We start from the raw sequence: 14,483 nt of genomic DNA on the forward strand, positions 1-14,483 counted from the left end.
GAGCCGCCGGGCCGACACGGCGGTGCCCACACCATCCGCAATACCGGAAATATCGGTATAAGGGTGATCGTCGTTAGGCTCGGCGCCCCCACTCACGGCCGGGTTCGGCCGTACCGTCGCGTTGATCGCCTTCATGGTGTGAAATAGCGCGATGTGATGGATGTTGCGGAGAAGGGCAGGGCCCGGTGTCGTCTGCCGGAGGCGATCCCCGCGGTGGCGGCGATGCTGATCGGGCTCTGGGGCATCACCACGCCCTCGTTCTGGCGCGACGAGTCGGTCAGCGCCCTGGCCGCCTCGATGCCCATCGACGACCTGTGGCACCTGCTCGGCAGCATCGACCGGGTGCACGCGCTCTACTATCTCCTGCTCCGGCCGTTCGCCGCGTTCTCGACCGGCGAGCTGGCCATGCGCCTGCCCTCGGCCATCGCCACGGCCGCCGCCGCGTACGGCATCGCGGTCCTGGGCAGGAGGCTCGCCACCCCGGGGGCCGGTCTTCTCGCGGGATCGCTCTACGCCGTGCTGCCGATGGTGAGCCGGTACGCCCAGGAGGCGCGCAGCTACGCGATCGTGACGGCGGTCGCCGTCCTGGCCACCTGGGTGCTCATCGAGGCGGCGAGGCGGTCGAGCCGCCGATGGTACGCGGCCTACGGGGCCTGCCTGGTGTTGCTCGGCTGGTTTCACGTCTACGCCCTCCTCCTGGTCGTCGCGCACGCGGTGACGGTGCTGTGGTGGCGCCAAGCGCCCCGGTCGGTGCCCGCCTCTCCGTCCTTGCCTGCGTCGGTGCCACCGTCCCGGCCCTCGCCCGCGTCGGTGTCGGCGTCCCGGTCCGGGATCGCACGGTTCGCCGGTGCGCTCGTCGTGGCCGCGGCCGGGATCGTCCCGCTCGCGCTCCTGGCGGCGGGCCAGCGCGAGGCTCAGCTGTCGTGGCTGAAGCCGTCGAAGCTCACCGACGTCGTCTGGTTCGGGGAGGAGGTGGCGGGCACCGGGTGGGTCGCGCTGCTCCTGGTCGCCCTCATGCTCATCGGCGCGTTCTCCGGTGGGCGGCTGACGGCGGTCGCGCTGCCCTGGGCGCTGCTGCCGTTCGTGTCCATGGCGATCTCGGTGGTCCACCCCGTCTTCCAGCCCAGATACGTGCTCTTCGCCGTCCCCGCGATGGCGCTGCTCGCCGGGGCCGGCCTGAACGCCATGCGGCCCCGGGCGCTGGGCTGGATCGGAGTACTCCTCGTCGCGGCGCTGACCGTCCCGGCGCACCTCACGATCCGCGAGCCGGACACGCGGCCCGACAACCTGCGTGACATGGCGGCCACGCTGCTGGCCAGGCAGCGTCCCGGCGACGCCGTACTCTACGTGACGAAGAACAGGCGCCTGTTCGTCGCCGTCTACGAGGACGCCTACCGCGGCCTGCGCGACCTCACCTACGCTCCCGGCCGGCGCGAGCCCAGGACCGCCGCGCAGTTCGCGGCCGCGCTGGAGGGGGTCGAGCGTGTCTGGCTGGTCAGCGGCGGCAGGAAGCACAAGGACAGGTCCTTCGTGGAGGACGACGAGCGCTATCTGGCCCTCATGGCCGACCGCGACTTCACCCTCACGTCCACCGACGACTTCGGGTATTCCTGGTTCGCCCTGTACGTCCGCGAACGGCGCTGACCACGCGAGCCCGGCAGAGGTGCGCGGGCTCTCGCGTGCGGAAGGTCAGGCGATCAGAGCGGGCAGGCGGGTGACGGTGCCGGTGAGGTAGGCGCCGAGCTCCGGGGGGACGAGGTTGATGGCGGAGATCTCGGCGGGGTCGAGCGGGAGCCGCACCACCTCGTACTCGCCGCGGGCGGGGTCGTCGAACTCCGGGCCGCAGCGCAGTGCGGGGTCCATGGAGACGAGGCGGCAGCCGTAGACGTGCTGGGTCTTGATCCCCCCGTCGCGAAGGCACTGCAGGGTCGTGAGCGGGGTGACAGCGGAGACCACGGCGCCCAGTTCCTCCATGACCTCGCGGTGCAGGGTGTGCTCCAGGGAGGCGTCCTCGGGCTCGACGTGGCCGCCGGGAACGGACCAGTACGGCTCCCTGCCGGGAACCGTGCGCCGGAACACCACCAGACGGTCCTCGTCGAGAAGTACGGCGCGGACGCTCGGCACGACGGACATGGAGCCATTCTGTCACCGCCCCGGTCGCGCGATCCGCATCCGAGCCCGGGGATCCGGGATTTCTTCACGGCCCGGGTGGCCGACCACCTCCTGAAACGGGAGGCCGGCCGATCCTGTGTTCCGCACCTGCCCCCGACCGGCCCGGGGTGATCGCTCACCGCGTCGGATCGGACATGGCCGCCTGCGGCGTGTGCGAAGAGCGGGTCAGTGGTGGTCCCTGCGCAGGCGCTTGAGGTCGGAGCGTTGCTTCTTGGCGGTGATCCGCCGTTCGATCGCGCCCCTGCTCGGCTTGGTCGGGCGGCGCTTCTTGGGCGGCGGGGCGATCGCCTCGCGCAGGATCTGGGCCAGGCGCATCTCGGCGGCCTCGCGGTTGCGCAGCTGGGAGCGGAACTCCGAGGCGGCGATGGTGATCACCCCGTTCACCAGGCGGGGAGCGAGGCGTTCGAGGGCGCGGGCCTTGAAGACGGGACCCAGCGCCTCGGTGGCGGCGAGGTCGAAGCTGAGCTCGACCCGGCTGTCGGTGGTGTTCACCCCCTGGCCTCCGGGGCCGGAGGAGCGGGAGAACCGCCAGCCGAGCTCGGCCTCGGGGACCGAGACCGAGCCGCTGATCTGGAGCGGACCGGGCATGGCGGTGACTTCCTTCTCACGGGGGTGTGCTTCCAGCGTACCGAGGGGTGACAAGCATGGAGCAAATAGTTTTATGCCCCGTTTCTCATCCGCCCTGGCCCTGGGAGCAGGCTGACGCCCCAGGCAAGGCAGCTACGCGAGGACGCTGAGGAGCTTACGCGTTGTGTGAAGCGCTCCGGGATCAGTGGAGACTCTGGTCTGCTGTCCGACAGTGGCGACCCCGAGCAGGACTCCTCCTGACCCTGACGGCACCCGCCGCCCCGCGCCCGCCCTGACGCCCGCCGGTGGACCGCCGGGCGCGGGCGTCAGGGCGGGCGCGGGCGGTGTCAGCCGATCCACGCGCCGGTGGTGAAGTTCCCGGTGTTGATCGCCATGACCGGGATCATGATGGCCATGCTCACCAGCCACACCCAGGGTCTTCGCACCCCCGCGACGCCGATGGCGATCCACAGGGGGAACCAGGTCAGCGACCCCCGGCCGATCGACATGTAGAACGACGACAGGGTGAGGAAGGACAGCACCTGGGGGAGGATGTACGCGAACTCCGGCCACTTGCGCCGCACCGCGAGGCAGACGGCCAGCACCAGCAGCACCGCGGCCGAGATGATCTCCTCGTAGTAGGACGTGGTGAGCGAGGCGACGTCGTCGGACATGCTCCAGGTGTTGGCGAGCGCCTCCCACGGCCAGACGGCGTGCCGGCCCCAGAACCGGTCCTGCACCGAGTTGTAGGCCAGCCAGTCGCCGGTGCGGGTCCACTGGTAGAAGCTGTACAGCACGAGCGGCACGCCGGGGAGCGCGAGCCAGGGCAGCAGGCGCCACCCGCCCGGGCGTTTGCGGCCGTTCTCCGCCACCAGAAACATGACGAGCAGTCCGAAGGCCAGGAACAGGCCGGAGATGCGCACCGTGGCGGCTCCGGTGGCGATCAGCGCGGAGTCCTCCCAGCGGCCGTTCCTGGCGAGCAGCCACGCCGAGACGGCCAGGGCGAGGAACAGCGCCTCCGAGTAGCCGGAGTACAGGAACACGGCGAACGGGCTGAGGAACAGCGCCGCCACCGCGTACCGGCCGCTGCCTGCCGCGTACGTCTCGGCGAGCCGCGACAGCGCCACCGCGAGCACCGCGCTGGCCACCAGCGAGATGATCATCGTGGCCAGCCGGCCGTCTTCGACGACCGGCCGCATCATCCTGACCAGTATCGCCATGCCGGGGAAGAACGCCGGCAGCTTCTCGGCGTCCTGCATGCCCGGGGGGCCGTCGTAGCCGAACTGGGCGATGGCGATGAAGTTCTCGGCGTCCCAGCGGGTGAACCGGTTGAGGAAGGGATCGGTGGTCCGGCCAGGGCCGGCCAGGTAGGCGTAGATCAGCACACCGACGTGCGACAGCGCCCAGAGGAGCAGGGCCAGCCGGTCGCCGGGGTCGGTCAGGAACCTGGGCACCCGCCGCCGCCCGACCACCTCACCGGTTGACTCGCCGGTCGTCTCGCTGGAAGTCTCGCCGGGACGTGCGCCGGGTTCCGCGTCGGCCGGTTCCGGCTCCGTGATCTCCACCGGCCCGGCGGGCGCGCGATCAGTCATGCGAGAATCCTTATATAGCCGCAAAATCCGGGCAACCGGTTGCCCACGGCATGATCCTTCCGTGCCGGCCCGTCCTCGCTCGTCTCCTGCGAAGACCACTCCCGCCCGGTGGCGGGACGCCCCGCTCCGCCATGAAACTTCCACGCGGTGCTAGCCGCCGTGCCCGCCGTGGAAGGGGGATGTCAGACCAGGCATCGGTGAGTCCGGCCAACCGTGGCCGGGTACCGGCGACACTTGCGGACAGTCAGACGGGGCCGGCCGGGTCGTCGCCGCGGTCTTGTGGCGTGGGGTTCGCTTCCGCCAGAGTTGCTCGGGGCGTATGTCATCAACACCCGTGAAAGCCAGGCATCCAACACAGAAGGCGAGGAAGTGTGGACACGATCGTCGGGGTGCACGGTATCGGCAAGTACCGGTACTACCGCGACGCGGGTAACTCGGTCAGCGGCGCGGCCGTCGCGATGCGCGACAAGTGGGACCGCTACCTGCACAAGGGCCTCACCGGCGGCAAGCCGCACGCCAAGGAGCGCTACGTCACCGAGATCGCCTACTACGCCCACCTGCTGGGCGAGAGCAAGGACGAGTCCGTACGCGCGGTGCGGACCATGGACGTCGGCGCCCAGGAGGTCTTCGTCGCCTGGGCCAGGCAGATCGACGCGGTGGGGGAGGGGCTGACCGGTGCTCTGTACCGGATGACCGGCTGGCTGCTGGACCGGCTGGAGGTCAACGCCGCCGAGTTCGCCAGGCTGTTCTGTCCCGAGGTCGCCGCCTACATGGCCGCCGGGGGCGAGGCCCGGGCGAAGGCCCGGGCGGCCGTGGCCGAGGTGATCAGGCGCAACCGCCCCAAGGTGGTGATCGCCCACTCGCTGGGCAGTGTGGTGACGTACGAGACACTCTGGGCCAACCCCGACTTGGAGGTCGATCTGCTCGTCACCCTCGGCAGCCCGCTCGGCATGCGCAACGTGATCTTCGAGCGCCTGGTGCCCGCCCCGGTCAACAACTGGGGCGAGCGCCCCCGCAAGGTCAAGCGGTGGGTCAACATCGCCGACAAGGACGACATCGCGGCGATCCCTCCGGCGCTGAGGACCTGCTTCACCGGGGTCGACCAGGAGGTCATCGTCAACCTCGACTGGATCGACTTCCACACCGTGGAGAAATACCTGGGCTGCGGCGCCCTCACCCCCCACCTCAAGCCCTACCTGCGCTGACCTCGCTCGCGTGGTTCGGTGCGGCTCTCGGTGCGGGCCGTCGCCGCCGACAATGCCGCGCGGCCACCGGCGGGAGGCCGATCCTTCGCCGCGATGTCGCCTTGAGGTCGGCCGTCGTTCAATCACGGTGGGTAAGGCGTCTGTCTGTGCGACGGCTGTTCATCTCGCCTTGATTCGCAGGTCACGGCGGGGAAAGCTGTAACGGCTGCACTGGTGGGGTGGAGCAGAAGCCGTCACGCAGAGTGTTCCTTTCCTTCGCCGCCGCGGGTGCGGGCGGCCTGTTGCTGACCGGGGCGGGGCTGGGCCCCTCCCGGACCCTCGCCCGTGATCCCTTCACCCTCGGCATCGCCTCCGGCGACCCGTCGAAGGACGGGATCGTGCTGTGGACCAGGCTCGCCCTCGACCCGCTCGGCCTGAACGGCCGGGGTGGCATGCCGGTGAGGGACGTGGACGTCGAATGGCAGCTCGCCACCGACGAGCGGTTCTCCAAGGTGGTCCGCGAGGGCACCGAGACCGCGCGCTGGAAGCAGGCGCACAGCGTCCACGTCGAGGTCGACGGCCTGGAGCCGGGGCGGGAGTATTTCTACCGCTTCCGCGCCGAGGGCCACCTGTCGCCGACCGGCCGCACCCGTACGGCACCGTCCGCCGTGTCCTCGTCGTCCCCGCTCACCTTCGCCGTCGCCGCCTGTGCCCACTACGAGCACGGCTTCTACACGGCGTACAGAAGACTGGCCGAGCAGGACCCCGAACTGGTCGTGCACCTGGGCGACTACATGTACGAGTACGCCCCTCGGGGATACACGGCGCTGGGCGGGAGTGTCCGGCAGCACACCTGGGGCAAGTGCGCCACGCTGGCCGACTACCGGATGCGCCACGCGCAGTACAAGAGCGATCCCGACCTGCAGGCGGCGCACGCGGTCGCGCCCTGGCTGGTCGCCTTCGACGACCACGAGATCGAGAACAACTGGGCAGGGGACGTCTCCAGCACCGGCGCCCCGGCCTTCGCCCGGCGCAGGGCGAACGCCTTCCAGGCGTACTACGAGAACATGCCGCTGCGCAGGACGAGCGTGCCGGGAGGCGCGTCGATGCGGGTCCACCGCCGGGTGGACTGGGGGCCGCTCGCCCGTTTCCACCTGCTCGACACCCGGCAGTTCCGCGACGACCAGGCGTGCGAGGACGGGCTCAGGTCCGGTTGCGACGAGCGGCTCGCGACCGGCCGCACCCTGCTCGGCGAGGACCAGCGGCGCTGGCTGCTGGACGGTCTCGCGAGTTCCGGCGCCCGCTGGAACCTGGTCGGCCAGCAGATCCTGATGGCCCAGCGCGACTCCAAGGTCGGGCCGGGAGTCGAGGTCAACATGGACTCCTGGGACGGCTACGCCGCCGAGCGCACCCGTCTGCTCACCGGTTTCCGCGACTCGGGCGCGTCAAACCCGGTCGTGCTGACCGGCGACGCGCACATGCACCACGCGGCGGACCTGAAGCTCGACTTCGACGACCCCGACTCTCCCCGCGTGGCGGTGGAACTCGTCACCTCCTCGATCGCGAGTGACGGCGACGGCTACCGCGACGAGGGCAGGATCGCCGGGACGATCGCGGAGAATCCGCATATCTCCTACCTTGACCAGCGGCGCGGCTACATCGTCTGTCGGGTCACCCCGGAGGAACTGCGGGCGGACTTCCGCACGCTCGACTACATCAGCAGGCGCGGCGCCCCCGCGAAGACCGGCGCACGGTTCACCGTGCCGTCAGGACAGTCGGCACTTACCTGAAACGTGAGAGGAATTCAGACTGATTTGTTGGATGATGCCGCTTATGAGTCCCCTCACCACGAGGCTCACCGCCGCGGCTCTCGCCGCAGCGGTGGGCGGCGCCCTCCTCTCTCCGTCCTCCGCCGCAGCCGCCGGATCAGCCTCCTCAGCCTTGTCCGCGTTACCCGCATTACCGGCCGCGTCCGCCGCCGCGGCGCCCTCCGCCTTCGGGTACGTGATCACCTTCCCCAAGCACGTCAAACGGGGCGGATCCCTCGTCTACTCCGTCAAGGTCCGCAACAGGAAGGCCAAGGGCCAGCACTACGTGGCGCTCGTCGGAGACTTCTCCAAACGCTTCCGCAAGATCCGGGTGGCCTCCAAACCGCGCAGCGTCAAATGCTCCGTCAAGGGCCGTAGCCTGTCGTGCTGGATCACCTCCCTGGACAAGGGCGACTCGACGACCGTGCGGATCCGCGCCTGGGCCGGCTCGCGCCGGGGCGTCGCCACCGCCACCTTCGGCGTGATCGCCACATCCAACGCGGACGCCGACATCCGCAAGCTCCGCAAGGAGATCGGCCGCAAGATCAAGGCCAGCACGCGCATCCGCTGAACCCGAGCCCTCTTTCCGGCGCCGGGCGCGGGGATCGGCCCCCGGCCCGGCGCAGAAGACGCGCGAAGACTCCGTTCGACCTCACGATCGGTCTCGGCCGTCAGGCCGACCGGCCAGGCACCCGGGTAGGTGACGGTCTCGTCGACGACCGGTGCAGCCCGCACTCTCGCAGGCCCCTACCGCGGGGAGGACGGGCTCGCGAAGGTGTAGCCGAACAGGGTGTCCTTGGGAGCGCCGACAAGAGGTTTCGCCGTCGACGGGCGGATGCCCGGGTAGGAGCCCTTGCGCACGCTTCCGCGCAGCAGGGTGAGCCTGCCGCTGCCCGGGGCCGCGACGACGAGGCGGCGGCCGGCGACCGTGGCCAGGGCCGCGCCGAAGTCGCCGCCCGCACCGGTGACCAGCAGGTTGTGGTTCCTGGTGAGGCCGCCTGAACGGGTTCCCGCGAGCACGTGGACGGCGTTCTCACCCGGCGCCCCGATCACCAGCTCGTCGTCGCCGTCGCCGTTGAGGTCCCCGGCGGCGAGGGCGGCGCCGAAGCGGTCGAAGTAGCGCGGCTCGCCCTTCAGGGAGCGCTGCGACCAGGTCTCGGAGACCGCCGTCCGCAGTCCTGAGCGGGAGCCGTAGACGACGTGCACGGTGCCGTCGCCGTAGTCCATCGCCCGCTGGTTCTCGCTCAGTCCCTCGCCGGGCACCCCGATCGCCAGGTCGTCGCGTCCGTCGGCGTCGAAGTCACCGGTGGCGAGGGCGCTGCCGAAGAAGTCCCAGGCCTCGGCGAGGCCGCTGATCCAGGGGCTGTCCTGGGTGAGTATGGTCGCCTTTCGGCGCCGGACGTCGAGGACGGTGACCGAGCCCTGGCCGTTCTTCAGCACCGTGTCCGCGGGTGCGCCCACGGCGATCTCGGCCCGGCCGTCGCCGTCGAAGTCACCGGTGGCGAGCGCCGCGCCGAACTGGTCGGTCTCCCGCTCGCGCTGCCCCACCCAGCCGGTCTCCTGCGTGATCATGTACGGTTTGCGGCCCTTGAGGCCGTACACCCCGACCGCGCCACCGCCCAGCCCGGGGGCGCCGATCGCCAGTTCGTCGTCGCCGTCGCCGTCCAGGTCCCCCGCCGCGAGCGCGGCACCGAACCGGCCGGGATCACCTTCGCGGCCTAGGTCCCCGGCGTCGATCGTCCTGCCGGGCCGCAGGCCGTCAGGCGAGCCGTGGAACAGTTGCACGACACCGTGACCGTCCTCTCCCGGCCGGGAGCGGTTCTTCTCGGAGACGCCCACGGCGAGGTCGGCGCAGCCGTCGCCGTCGAGGTCACCGGTCGCGAGCGCCGAGCCGAACGAGTCCCCGGTCTCGCTCTCGCCGGGCACCCCGGGCGTGTCCTGGGTGAGTTCCACGGGGTCGCGCAGGTCGTACAGGACGGTGACCGATCCCGCGCGGGCGTGGTGGCCGGAGCGGGTGTAGGGCGCGGCGACCGCGAGATCGGCCCGCCCGTCGCCGTCGAAGTCGGAGGGTACGCCGGAGCAGGCGGCGGCCGAGGCGTGGGCGGGGACAGGGGAGGCGGAGACCAGCAGGGAGGTGAGGACTGCGGAGGTGAGGAGCGCGGCTCTCATACCCGAGATGGTTTCCGGTGATTCGGACACGCGGCCCACCGGGACATGAAATTCACGTGGCCGGTACGCGTAAAGAACATGCCAGGATTGACGCCATGGAAATCGACCTGGCCGACCTGGGATTCTGGCGGCGGCCGCTCAAGGAGCGGCATGAGGCGTTCGCGCGGCTTCGGGATCTCGACAAGCCGGTGTTCTTCGAGGAGAAGCGGGTCCCGCTGCTCCGCTCGGGCAAGGGTTTCTACGCACTGGTCCGCCACGCCGACGTGGTGGAGGCGAGCCGCAACGCCAAGGTGTTCTCCAGCGAGCCCGGAGTGACCAGCCCCGAGCCGCCCGGATGGGTCAAGCACGTGTTCGGCGAGTCCATGGTCAACATGGACGACCCCCGGCACGCCAGGCTCCGTCGCATCGTCTCCCGCGCGTTCAGTCCGAAGATGCTGGCAGGCCTGCAGGGTGACATCGACGCCGCGTGCGCGCGCATCGTCGACGACGTGGCGGCCTCCGGGCCTGGTGACTTCGTCGGCCAGGTGGCCGCCAAGCTTCCCATCCACGTCATCTGCGACATGATGGGCGTCCCCGACGACGTGCGGGCCAAGGTCCACCAGCACGTCGACATCTCCACCGCCTACTCCGGCGTGCGGCCCAGCCTGGCGCACACCGTCAGGATGGCCGCCCAGAACACGCTCGCGCTGCTCGCCCTGCAGCGGCTGGTGATCAACCTGGGCAAGGAACGCGCCCAGGCGCCGCGCGGCGACCTCGTCTCGGCGCTCGTCACCGCGAACGTCGACGGCGAGAGGCTGACCGACCGCGAGCTGGGATCGTTCTTCACGCTGCTGCTCGTGGCGGGCAACGAGACGGCCCGCAACACCATGGCGCACGGCATCAAACTGCTGACCGACAACCCCGAGCAGCGGCGCCTGCTGGCGGACGACTTCGACGCCCACATCGGCGGCGCGATCGAGGAGATGGTCCGTTACGTCTCACCCATCATGCAGTTCCGCCGCACCGTCACCGAGGACTACGACCTGCGCGGCCTGCACCTGAAGGCGGGTGACAAGGTCGTGCTCTTCTACGGCTCGGCGAACCGCGACGAGACGGTCTTCCCCGACGCCGACCGATTCGACATCACCCGTGACACCAAGCCCCACGTGGGCTTCGGCGGTCCGGGGCCGCACTTCTGCCTGGGCGCGAACCTCGCCAGGCAGGAGATCAGGGCGATGTTCCGCGAGCTGTTCACCCGGCTGCCGGAGATCCGCTCGGTCGGCGAGCCCGAGCTGCTGGTGTCCAACTTCGACAACAGCGTCCGCAGCCAGGCGTTCACCTTCTGAGGTCGTCCTGAGCCCCTTCTGAGGCCCGCGTTCACTTACCGGGCTGGGGGGCCGTCACCGGGCAGCCCAGCTTCGGCTCGGCCTGGACGAGGACGTTCTCCCTGATGGTGAGGAAGGTGATCAGCGCCGCGAACCCCATCATCGCCGCGCTCACCAGCATCGTCGTGTGGAATCCCGCGGTGAAGGTCACCGGGGAGGCGAAGGCGTCGCCGGTCAGCCCGGCGAGCGGGGGGATCGCGGCGACCGCGAGCAGCCCGCCGGTCCTGGCGACGGCGTTGTTCACCCCGCTCGCCACCCCCGCGTGGCGTTCGGCGGCGGTGGCGAGCACCGTCGCGGTGAGCGGCGCGACCGCCGCCGACAGGCCGAGCCCGAACAGGGTCGCGGGAAGCAGCACGTCCACCACGTACGACGAGCCGGGGCCGATCCGTGACATCAGCAGCAGGGCGCCGGCGCAGACCAGGATGCCGGCCGTCATCGGCAGCCGGGGCCCCAGGCGCCTGGCCAGCTCACCCGCCCGCGCCGACAGCAGCAGCATCAGGATCGTCACCGGGATCATCGAGGTCCCGGCCACCAGCGGGGAGAAGCCCGCAGAGACCTGCAACTGGACGACGAGGAGGAAGAACACCACGCCCATCGCGGCGTACATGATGAAGGTGACGACGTTGACCGCGCTGAACACCCTTGAGGAGAAGACCTCGACCGGTACGAGCGCCTCGGGTGAGCGCCTGATCTCCAGCCAGACGAACGCCGCGCCCAGCAGCACGCCCACCGTGATCGGGACGATCGCGAGGTCGATCAGGCCGTAGGTGATCCCGGCGAGCGCGAGCGCCGCGAGCGCCGCGCCCAGGACGTCGAACCTTCCGGTAGCAGAGGGGTTCCTGCTCTCGGGGACGTGTCGTAGGGCGACCGCCACGACGAGGACCGCGAGCGGCAGGTTGATCAGGAACACCCAGCGCCACCCGGCCGTCTCCACCAGCCAGCCGCCCAGCAGCGGGCCGATGGCCGCGGCCACCCCGCCCAGGCCCGACCACGCCCCGATCGCCCTGGGCCGGTCGTCGCGGTCGAAGGACGCCTGGATGATGGCGAGGGATCCCGGGGTGAGCAGCGCCCCGCCTGCGCCCTGCAGGGCACGGGCGGCGATCAGCGTCTCCACGTTGGGCGCCAGGCCGCACAGGGCGGAGGCGAGGGCGAACCAGACGACGCCGACCAGAAAGACCTTGCGCCTGCCGTACCGGTCGCCGAGCGATCCGCCCAGCAGGATCAGGCCCGCCAGCGTGAGGGTGTAGGCGTTGACCGTCCACTGCAGGCCCGCCATGTCGGCGCCGAGGGCGGCGCCGAGGGCGGGCAGGGCCACGTTGACGACCGTGCCGTCCAGCATGGCCATGCCGGAGCCGAGCACGGTGGTCAGGAGGACCCAGCGACCCGTCGCGGAGGTGAAGCGAATGTGACCGTTGTCCATGCCGCTCATCATCGCCGACCTCTCGCACCTGTCCGACCGCGTCCGCGACCCCGGGAGCGAGGTCCGAAGTGTCGCGCGCCTCTGATAGGACGGTCCTTGTCACAGCCGAGCCTGACGGGGAGCCTCCGATGGACTACAGCGAGTTCAACGACGACGTCGACGGTCTTTACCGAGGAGACTACGCGGGCCTGCCCATCGTGGGTCTGCGCCCCCCGGGCGCGCCCATGCCCGGTGCGGGGGAGGCCGCGTGGCGTGTCTCGGTCCGCGTCTACGACGCCAAGGAGACCTTCGAGGAGCACTTCACGCGCTTCATCGAGACCGTCGACACCACCGGGGTGAGGGCGCTCATCATCGGCGGCTGGGCCGACGCCTACGAAAAGGACGCCTCGGAGCCCATCCGGCTGCTGGCGGAGAACGCGGAGCGTTTCCCCGCCCTGCGCTCGCTCTTCTTCGCCGCGATGCCGCAGGAGGAGTGCGAGATCTCCTGGATCCAGCAGAGCGACGTCACCCCGCTGCTGGAGTCCTTCCCGCTGCTGGAGCGGCTGGAGGTCCGGGGCGGGACGGGGCTGGAGCTGCGGCCGGTCAGGCACGAGCACCTCAAGATACTGCGCTTCGAGGCGGGCGGGCTGCCCGCCTCCGTGGTCAGGACGGTCGGCATGAGCGAGTTCCCCGCGCTCGAATACCTGGAGCTCTGGCTTGGCACGAGCGACTACGGTGGCGAGACCACCGGGGCCGACCTGGAGAACATCCTGTCCGGTGAGCGGCTGCCCGCCCTCAGGCACCTGGGGCTGCAGGACAGCGAGATCCAGGACGAGGTCGCGGCTCTCGTCGCCTCCGCCCCCGTCGTGGCCCGGCTGGAGTCGCTCTCCCTGTCGATGGGGGTGCTCACCGACGAGGGCGCCGAGGCCCTGCTCTCCGGGGTCTCCCTCACCCATCTCAAGCGCCTGGACCTGCACCACCACTACCTCACCGACGCCATGGTCGAGCGCCTCACCGCGACGTTCTCCGGCATCCTGCTCGACGTGTCCGACCAGCGGGAGCCCGACGACGAGTGGCGCTACGTCGCGGTCGCCGAGTGAGGGCGCTCGCCGTCGTCGGCACGCCGGGCGACCGGCGGGTGACCATGTTCGCCGACGCCTGCGTCCGGCAGGGGCTGGACGAGCCCGTCGTCGTGCCGTGGACGTCCGTGCTGCGCGGCGAGGAGATCCGGATCGCGCCGGAGACGCTCGTGAGGATCGACTCGCCGGGGGAGGACGCCGAGGCGGACGCGCTGCTGCGCGGCCCCGGCGAGCCGTCCAGGGTCGATGGAGGCGCCCGCTGGTACGCCGGGTTCGTCGCCGGGATCACCGGGGTCCTTCGGGCGGTGACCGCGACGCCGGGGGCCGTGCTGCTCGCCGACGTCGAGGACGTCTCGGTGATGTTCGACAAGCGGCGCTGCCACGCCAGGCTGTCGGCGGCCGGGGTGCCGGTGCCTCCGGCACTCGCCGGGCCGGTCGGCGGCTACGCCGAGTTGCGCGAGCGGATGGGCGAGGCCCGCTGGGGCCGGGTGTTCGTCAAACCGGCCCACGGCTCGTCGGCCTCCGGCGTCGTCGCCCTGCACGCGTCGGGGCGCCGGGTGAGGGCGGTGACCTCGGCGGAGACGGTCTCCGGCGGGCTGCGCAACTCCCTGCGAGTCAGGTGTTACGAGGACGAGACCGAGGTCGCGGCGATCGTCGACCTGCTGGCCACCGACGGCCTGCACGTCGAGCGCTGGTTTCCCAAGGCGAGCCTCGAAGGGCGCGCGATCGACCTGAGGGTGGTCGTCGTGGACGGCACGCCCACCCACGCGGTCGTCCGCGCGAGCCGCAGCCCGATGACGAACCTCCACCTCGGTGGCGTACGAGGTGATCTGGGTGCCGTCGAGGCCGCTCTCGGCCCCCGGGGATGGGAGTCGGCCCTGGAGGTCTGCGCGCGGACGGCGGCCCGCTTCCCCGGGAGCCTCGCCGTCGGGGTCGATCTGATGATCGGGGTCGACTGGCGGGAGTTCGCGGTGGCCGAGGTGAACGCGTTCGGAGACCTGCTTCCCGGGTTGGAAGGGCTGCCGGGTGGCGGAGCCGAGGGGCTCGACACCTACGGCGCCCAGGTCCGCGCGATCCTCGCCAGGCACGCCCCGATCGGGAGAGCGAGGGTCCCGGTGCGGAACGGGGGGAGAGGGCCCCGTGCGTGAC

Annotated in this window: 12 protein-coding genes; 7 read left to right on the forward strand and 5 right to left on the reverse strand. The window is 70.9% G+C overall.

The window, feature by feature from the left end; translation table 11 throughout:
• Positions 1 to 156: 156 nt before the first annotated feature.
• On the forward strand, positions 157 to 1,644 hold the full coding sequence (locus ABZ664_RS09460) for a glycosyltransferase family 39 protein (protein WP_362505553.1): 1,488 nt from the start codon (positions 157 to 159) through the stop codon (positions 1,642 to 1,644).
• 45 nt (positions 1,645 to 1,689) lie between these two features.
• Here the strand turns inward: ABZ664_RS09460 and ABZ664_RS09465 are convergent, their stop codons facing one another.
• From ABZ664_RS09465 to ABZ664_RS09475, 3 genes are all read right to left on the reverse strand, one after another.
• Positions 1,690 to 2,133: an NUDIX hydrolase gene (locus ABZ664_RS09465; RefSeq protein ID WP_362505556.1), complete on the reverse strand. Its 444-nt coding sequence runs from the start codon at positions 2,131 to 2,133 to the stop codon at positions 1,690 to 1,692.
• A 204-nt stretch (positions 2,134 to 2,337) separates the two neighbouring features.
• The gene (arfB, locus tag ABZ664_RS09470; RefSeq protein ID WP_362505559.1) at positions 2,338 to 2,814 is read right to left on the reverse strand and encodes an alternative ribosome rescue aminoacyl-tRNA hydrolase ArfB; all 477 of its coding nucleotides are present in this window, start codon (positions 2,812 to 2,814) and stop codon (positions 2,338 to 2,340) included.
• Between the two features lie 272 nt (positions 2,815 to 3,086).
• A complete protein-coding gene (locus ABZ664_RS09475) occupies positions 3,087 to 4,331 on the reverse strand; it encodes a mannosyltransferase family protein (RefSeq protein WP_362505562.1) in 1,245 nt (414 codons plus the stop codon).
• A gap of 371 nt (positions 4,332 to 4,702) precedes the next feature.
• Between ABZ664_RS09475 and ABZ664_RS09480 the strand changes: the two genes are divergently transcribed.
• From ABZ664_RS09480 to ABZ664_RS09490, 3 genes are all read left to right on the forward strand, one after another.
• On the forward strand, positions 4,703 to 5,536 hold the full coding sequence (locus ABZ664_RS09480) for a hypothetical protein (RefSeq protein ID WP_362505565.1): 834 nt from the start codon (positions 4,703 to 4,705) through the stop codon (positions 5,534 to 5,536).
• A gap of 218 nt (positions 5,537 to 5,754) precedes the next feature.
• Positions 5,755 to 7,305 carry an alkaline phosphatase D family protein gene (locus ABZ664_RS09485; protein ID WP_362505568.1) on the forward strand — a complete coding sequence of 517 codons (1,551 nt, stop codon included), beginning with the start codon at positions 5,755 to 5,757 and terminating at the stop codon, positions 7,303 to 7,305.
• Between the two features lie 151 nt (positions 7,306 to 7,456).
• Positions 7,457 to 7,894 (forward strand): hypothetical protein, encoded by a 438-nt coding sequence (locus tag ABZ664_RS09490; RefSeq protein ID WP_362505570.1) that lies wholly within the window; start codon positions 7,457 to 7,459, stop codon positions 7,892 to 7,894.
• 176 nt (positions 7,895 to 8,070) lie between these two features.
• Here ABZ664_RS09490 and ABZ664_RS09495 read toward each other — a convergent pair whose 3' ends face one another.
• Positions 8,071 to 9,492, reverse strand: a complete 1,422-nt coding sequence (locus ABZ664_RS09495) for an FG-GAP repeat protein (protein WP_362505573.1) — start codon at positions 9,490 to 9,492, stop codon at positions 8,071 to 8,073.
• A 95-nt stretch (positions 9,493 to 9,587) separates the two neighbouring features.
• Here ABZ664_RS09495 and ABZ664_RS09500 point away from each other — a divergent pair, with 95 nt between their 5' ends.
• The gene (locus tag ABZ664_RS09500; RefSeq protein ID WP_362505576.1) at positions 9,588 to 10,817 is read left to right on the forward strand and encodes a cytochrome P450; all 1,230 of its coding nucleotides are present in this window, start codon (positions 9,588 to 9,590) and stop codon (positions 10,815 to 10,817) included.
• Positions 10,818 to 10,848: 31 nt separating this feature from the next.
• On the opposite strand, the gene ABZ664_RS09505 is transcribed toward ABZ664_RS09500, so the two are convergent.
• On the reverse strand, positions 10,849 to 12,276 hold the full coding sequence (locus tag ABZ664_RS09505; RefSeq protein ID WP_362505579.1) for an MFS transporter: 1,428 nt from the start codon (positions 12,274 to 12,276) through the stop codon (positions 10,849 to 10,851).
• A gap of 128 nt (positions 12,277 to 12,404) precedes the next feature.
• Here ABZ664_RS09505 and ABZ664_RS09510 point away from each other — a divergent pair, with 128 nt between their 5' ends.
• On the forward strand, positions 12,405 to 13,355 hold the full coding sequence (locus ABZ664_RS09510) for an STM4015 family protein (protein WP_362505581.1): 951 nt from the start codon (positions 12,405 to 12,407) through the stop codon (positions 13,353 to 13,355).
• Positions 13,352 to 14,482 (forward strand): STM4014 family protein, encoded by a 1,131-nt coding sequence (locus ABZ664_RS09515; protein WP_362505583.1) that lies wholly within the window; start codon positions 13,352 to 13,354, stop codon positions 14,480 to 14,482. Before ABZ664_RS09510 ends, ABZ664_RS09515 begins: the two co-directional genes overlap by 4 nt.
• Position 14,483: the final 1 nt, after the last annotated feature.

Source organism: Streptosporangium sp. NPDC006930 (assembly GCF_040635605.1).
Classification (GTDB): domain Bacteria; phylum Actinomycetota; class Actinomycetes; order Streptosporangiales; family Streptosporangiaceae; genus Streptosporangium.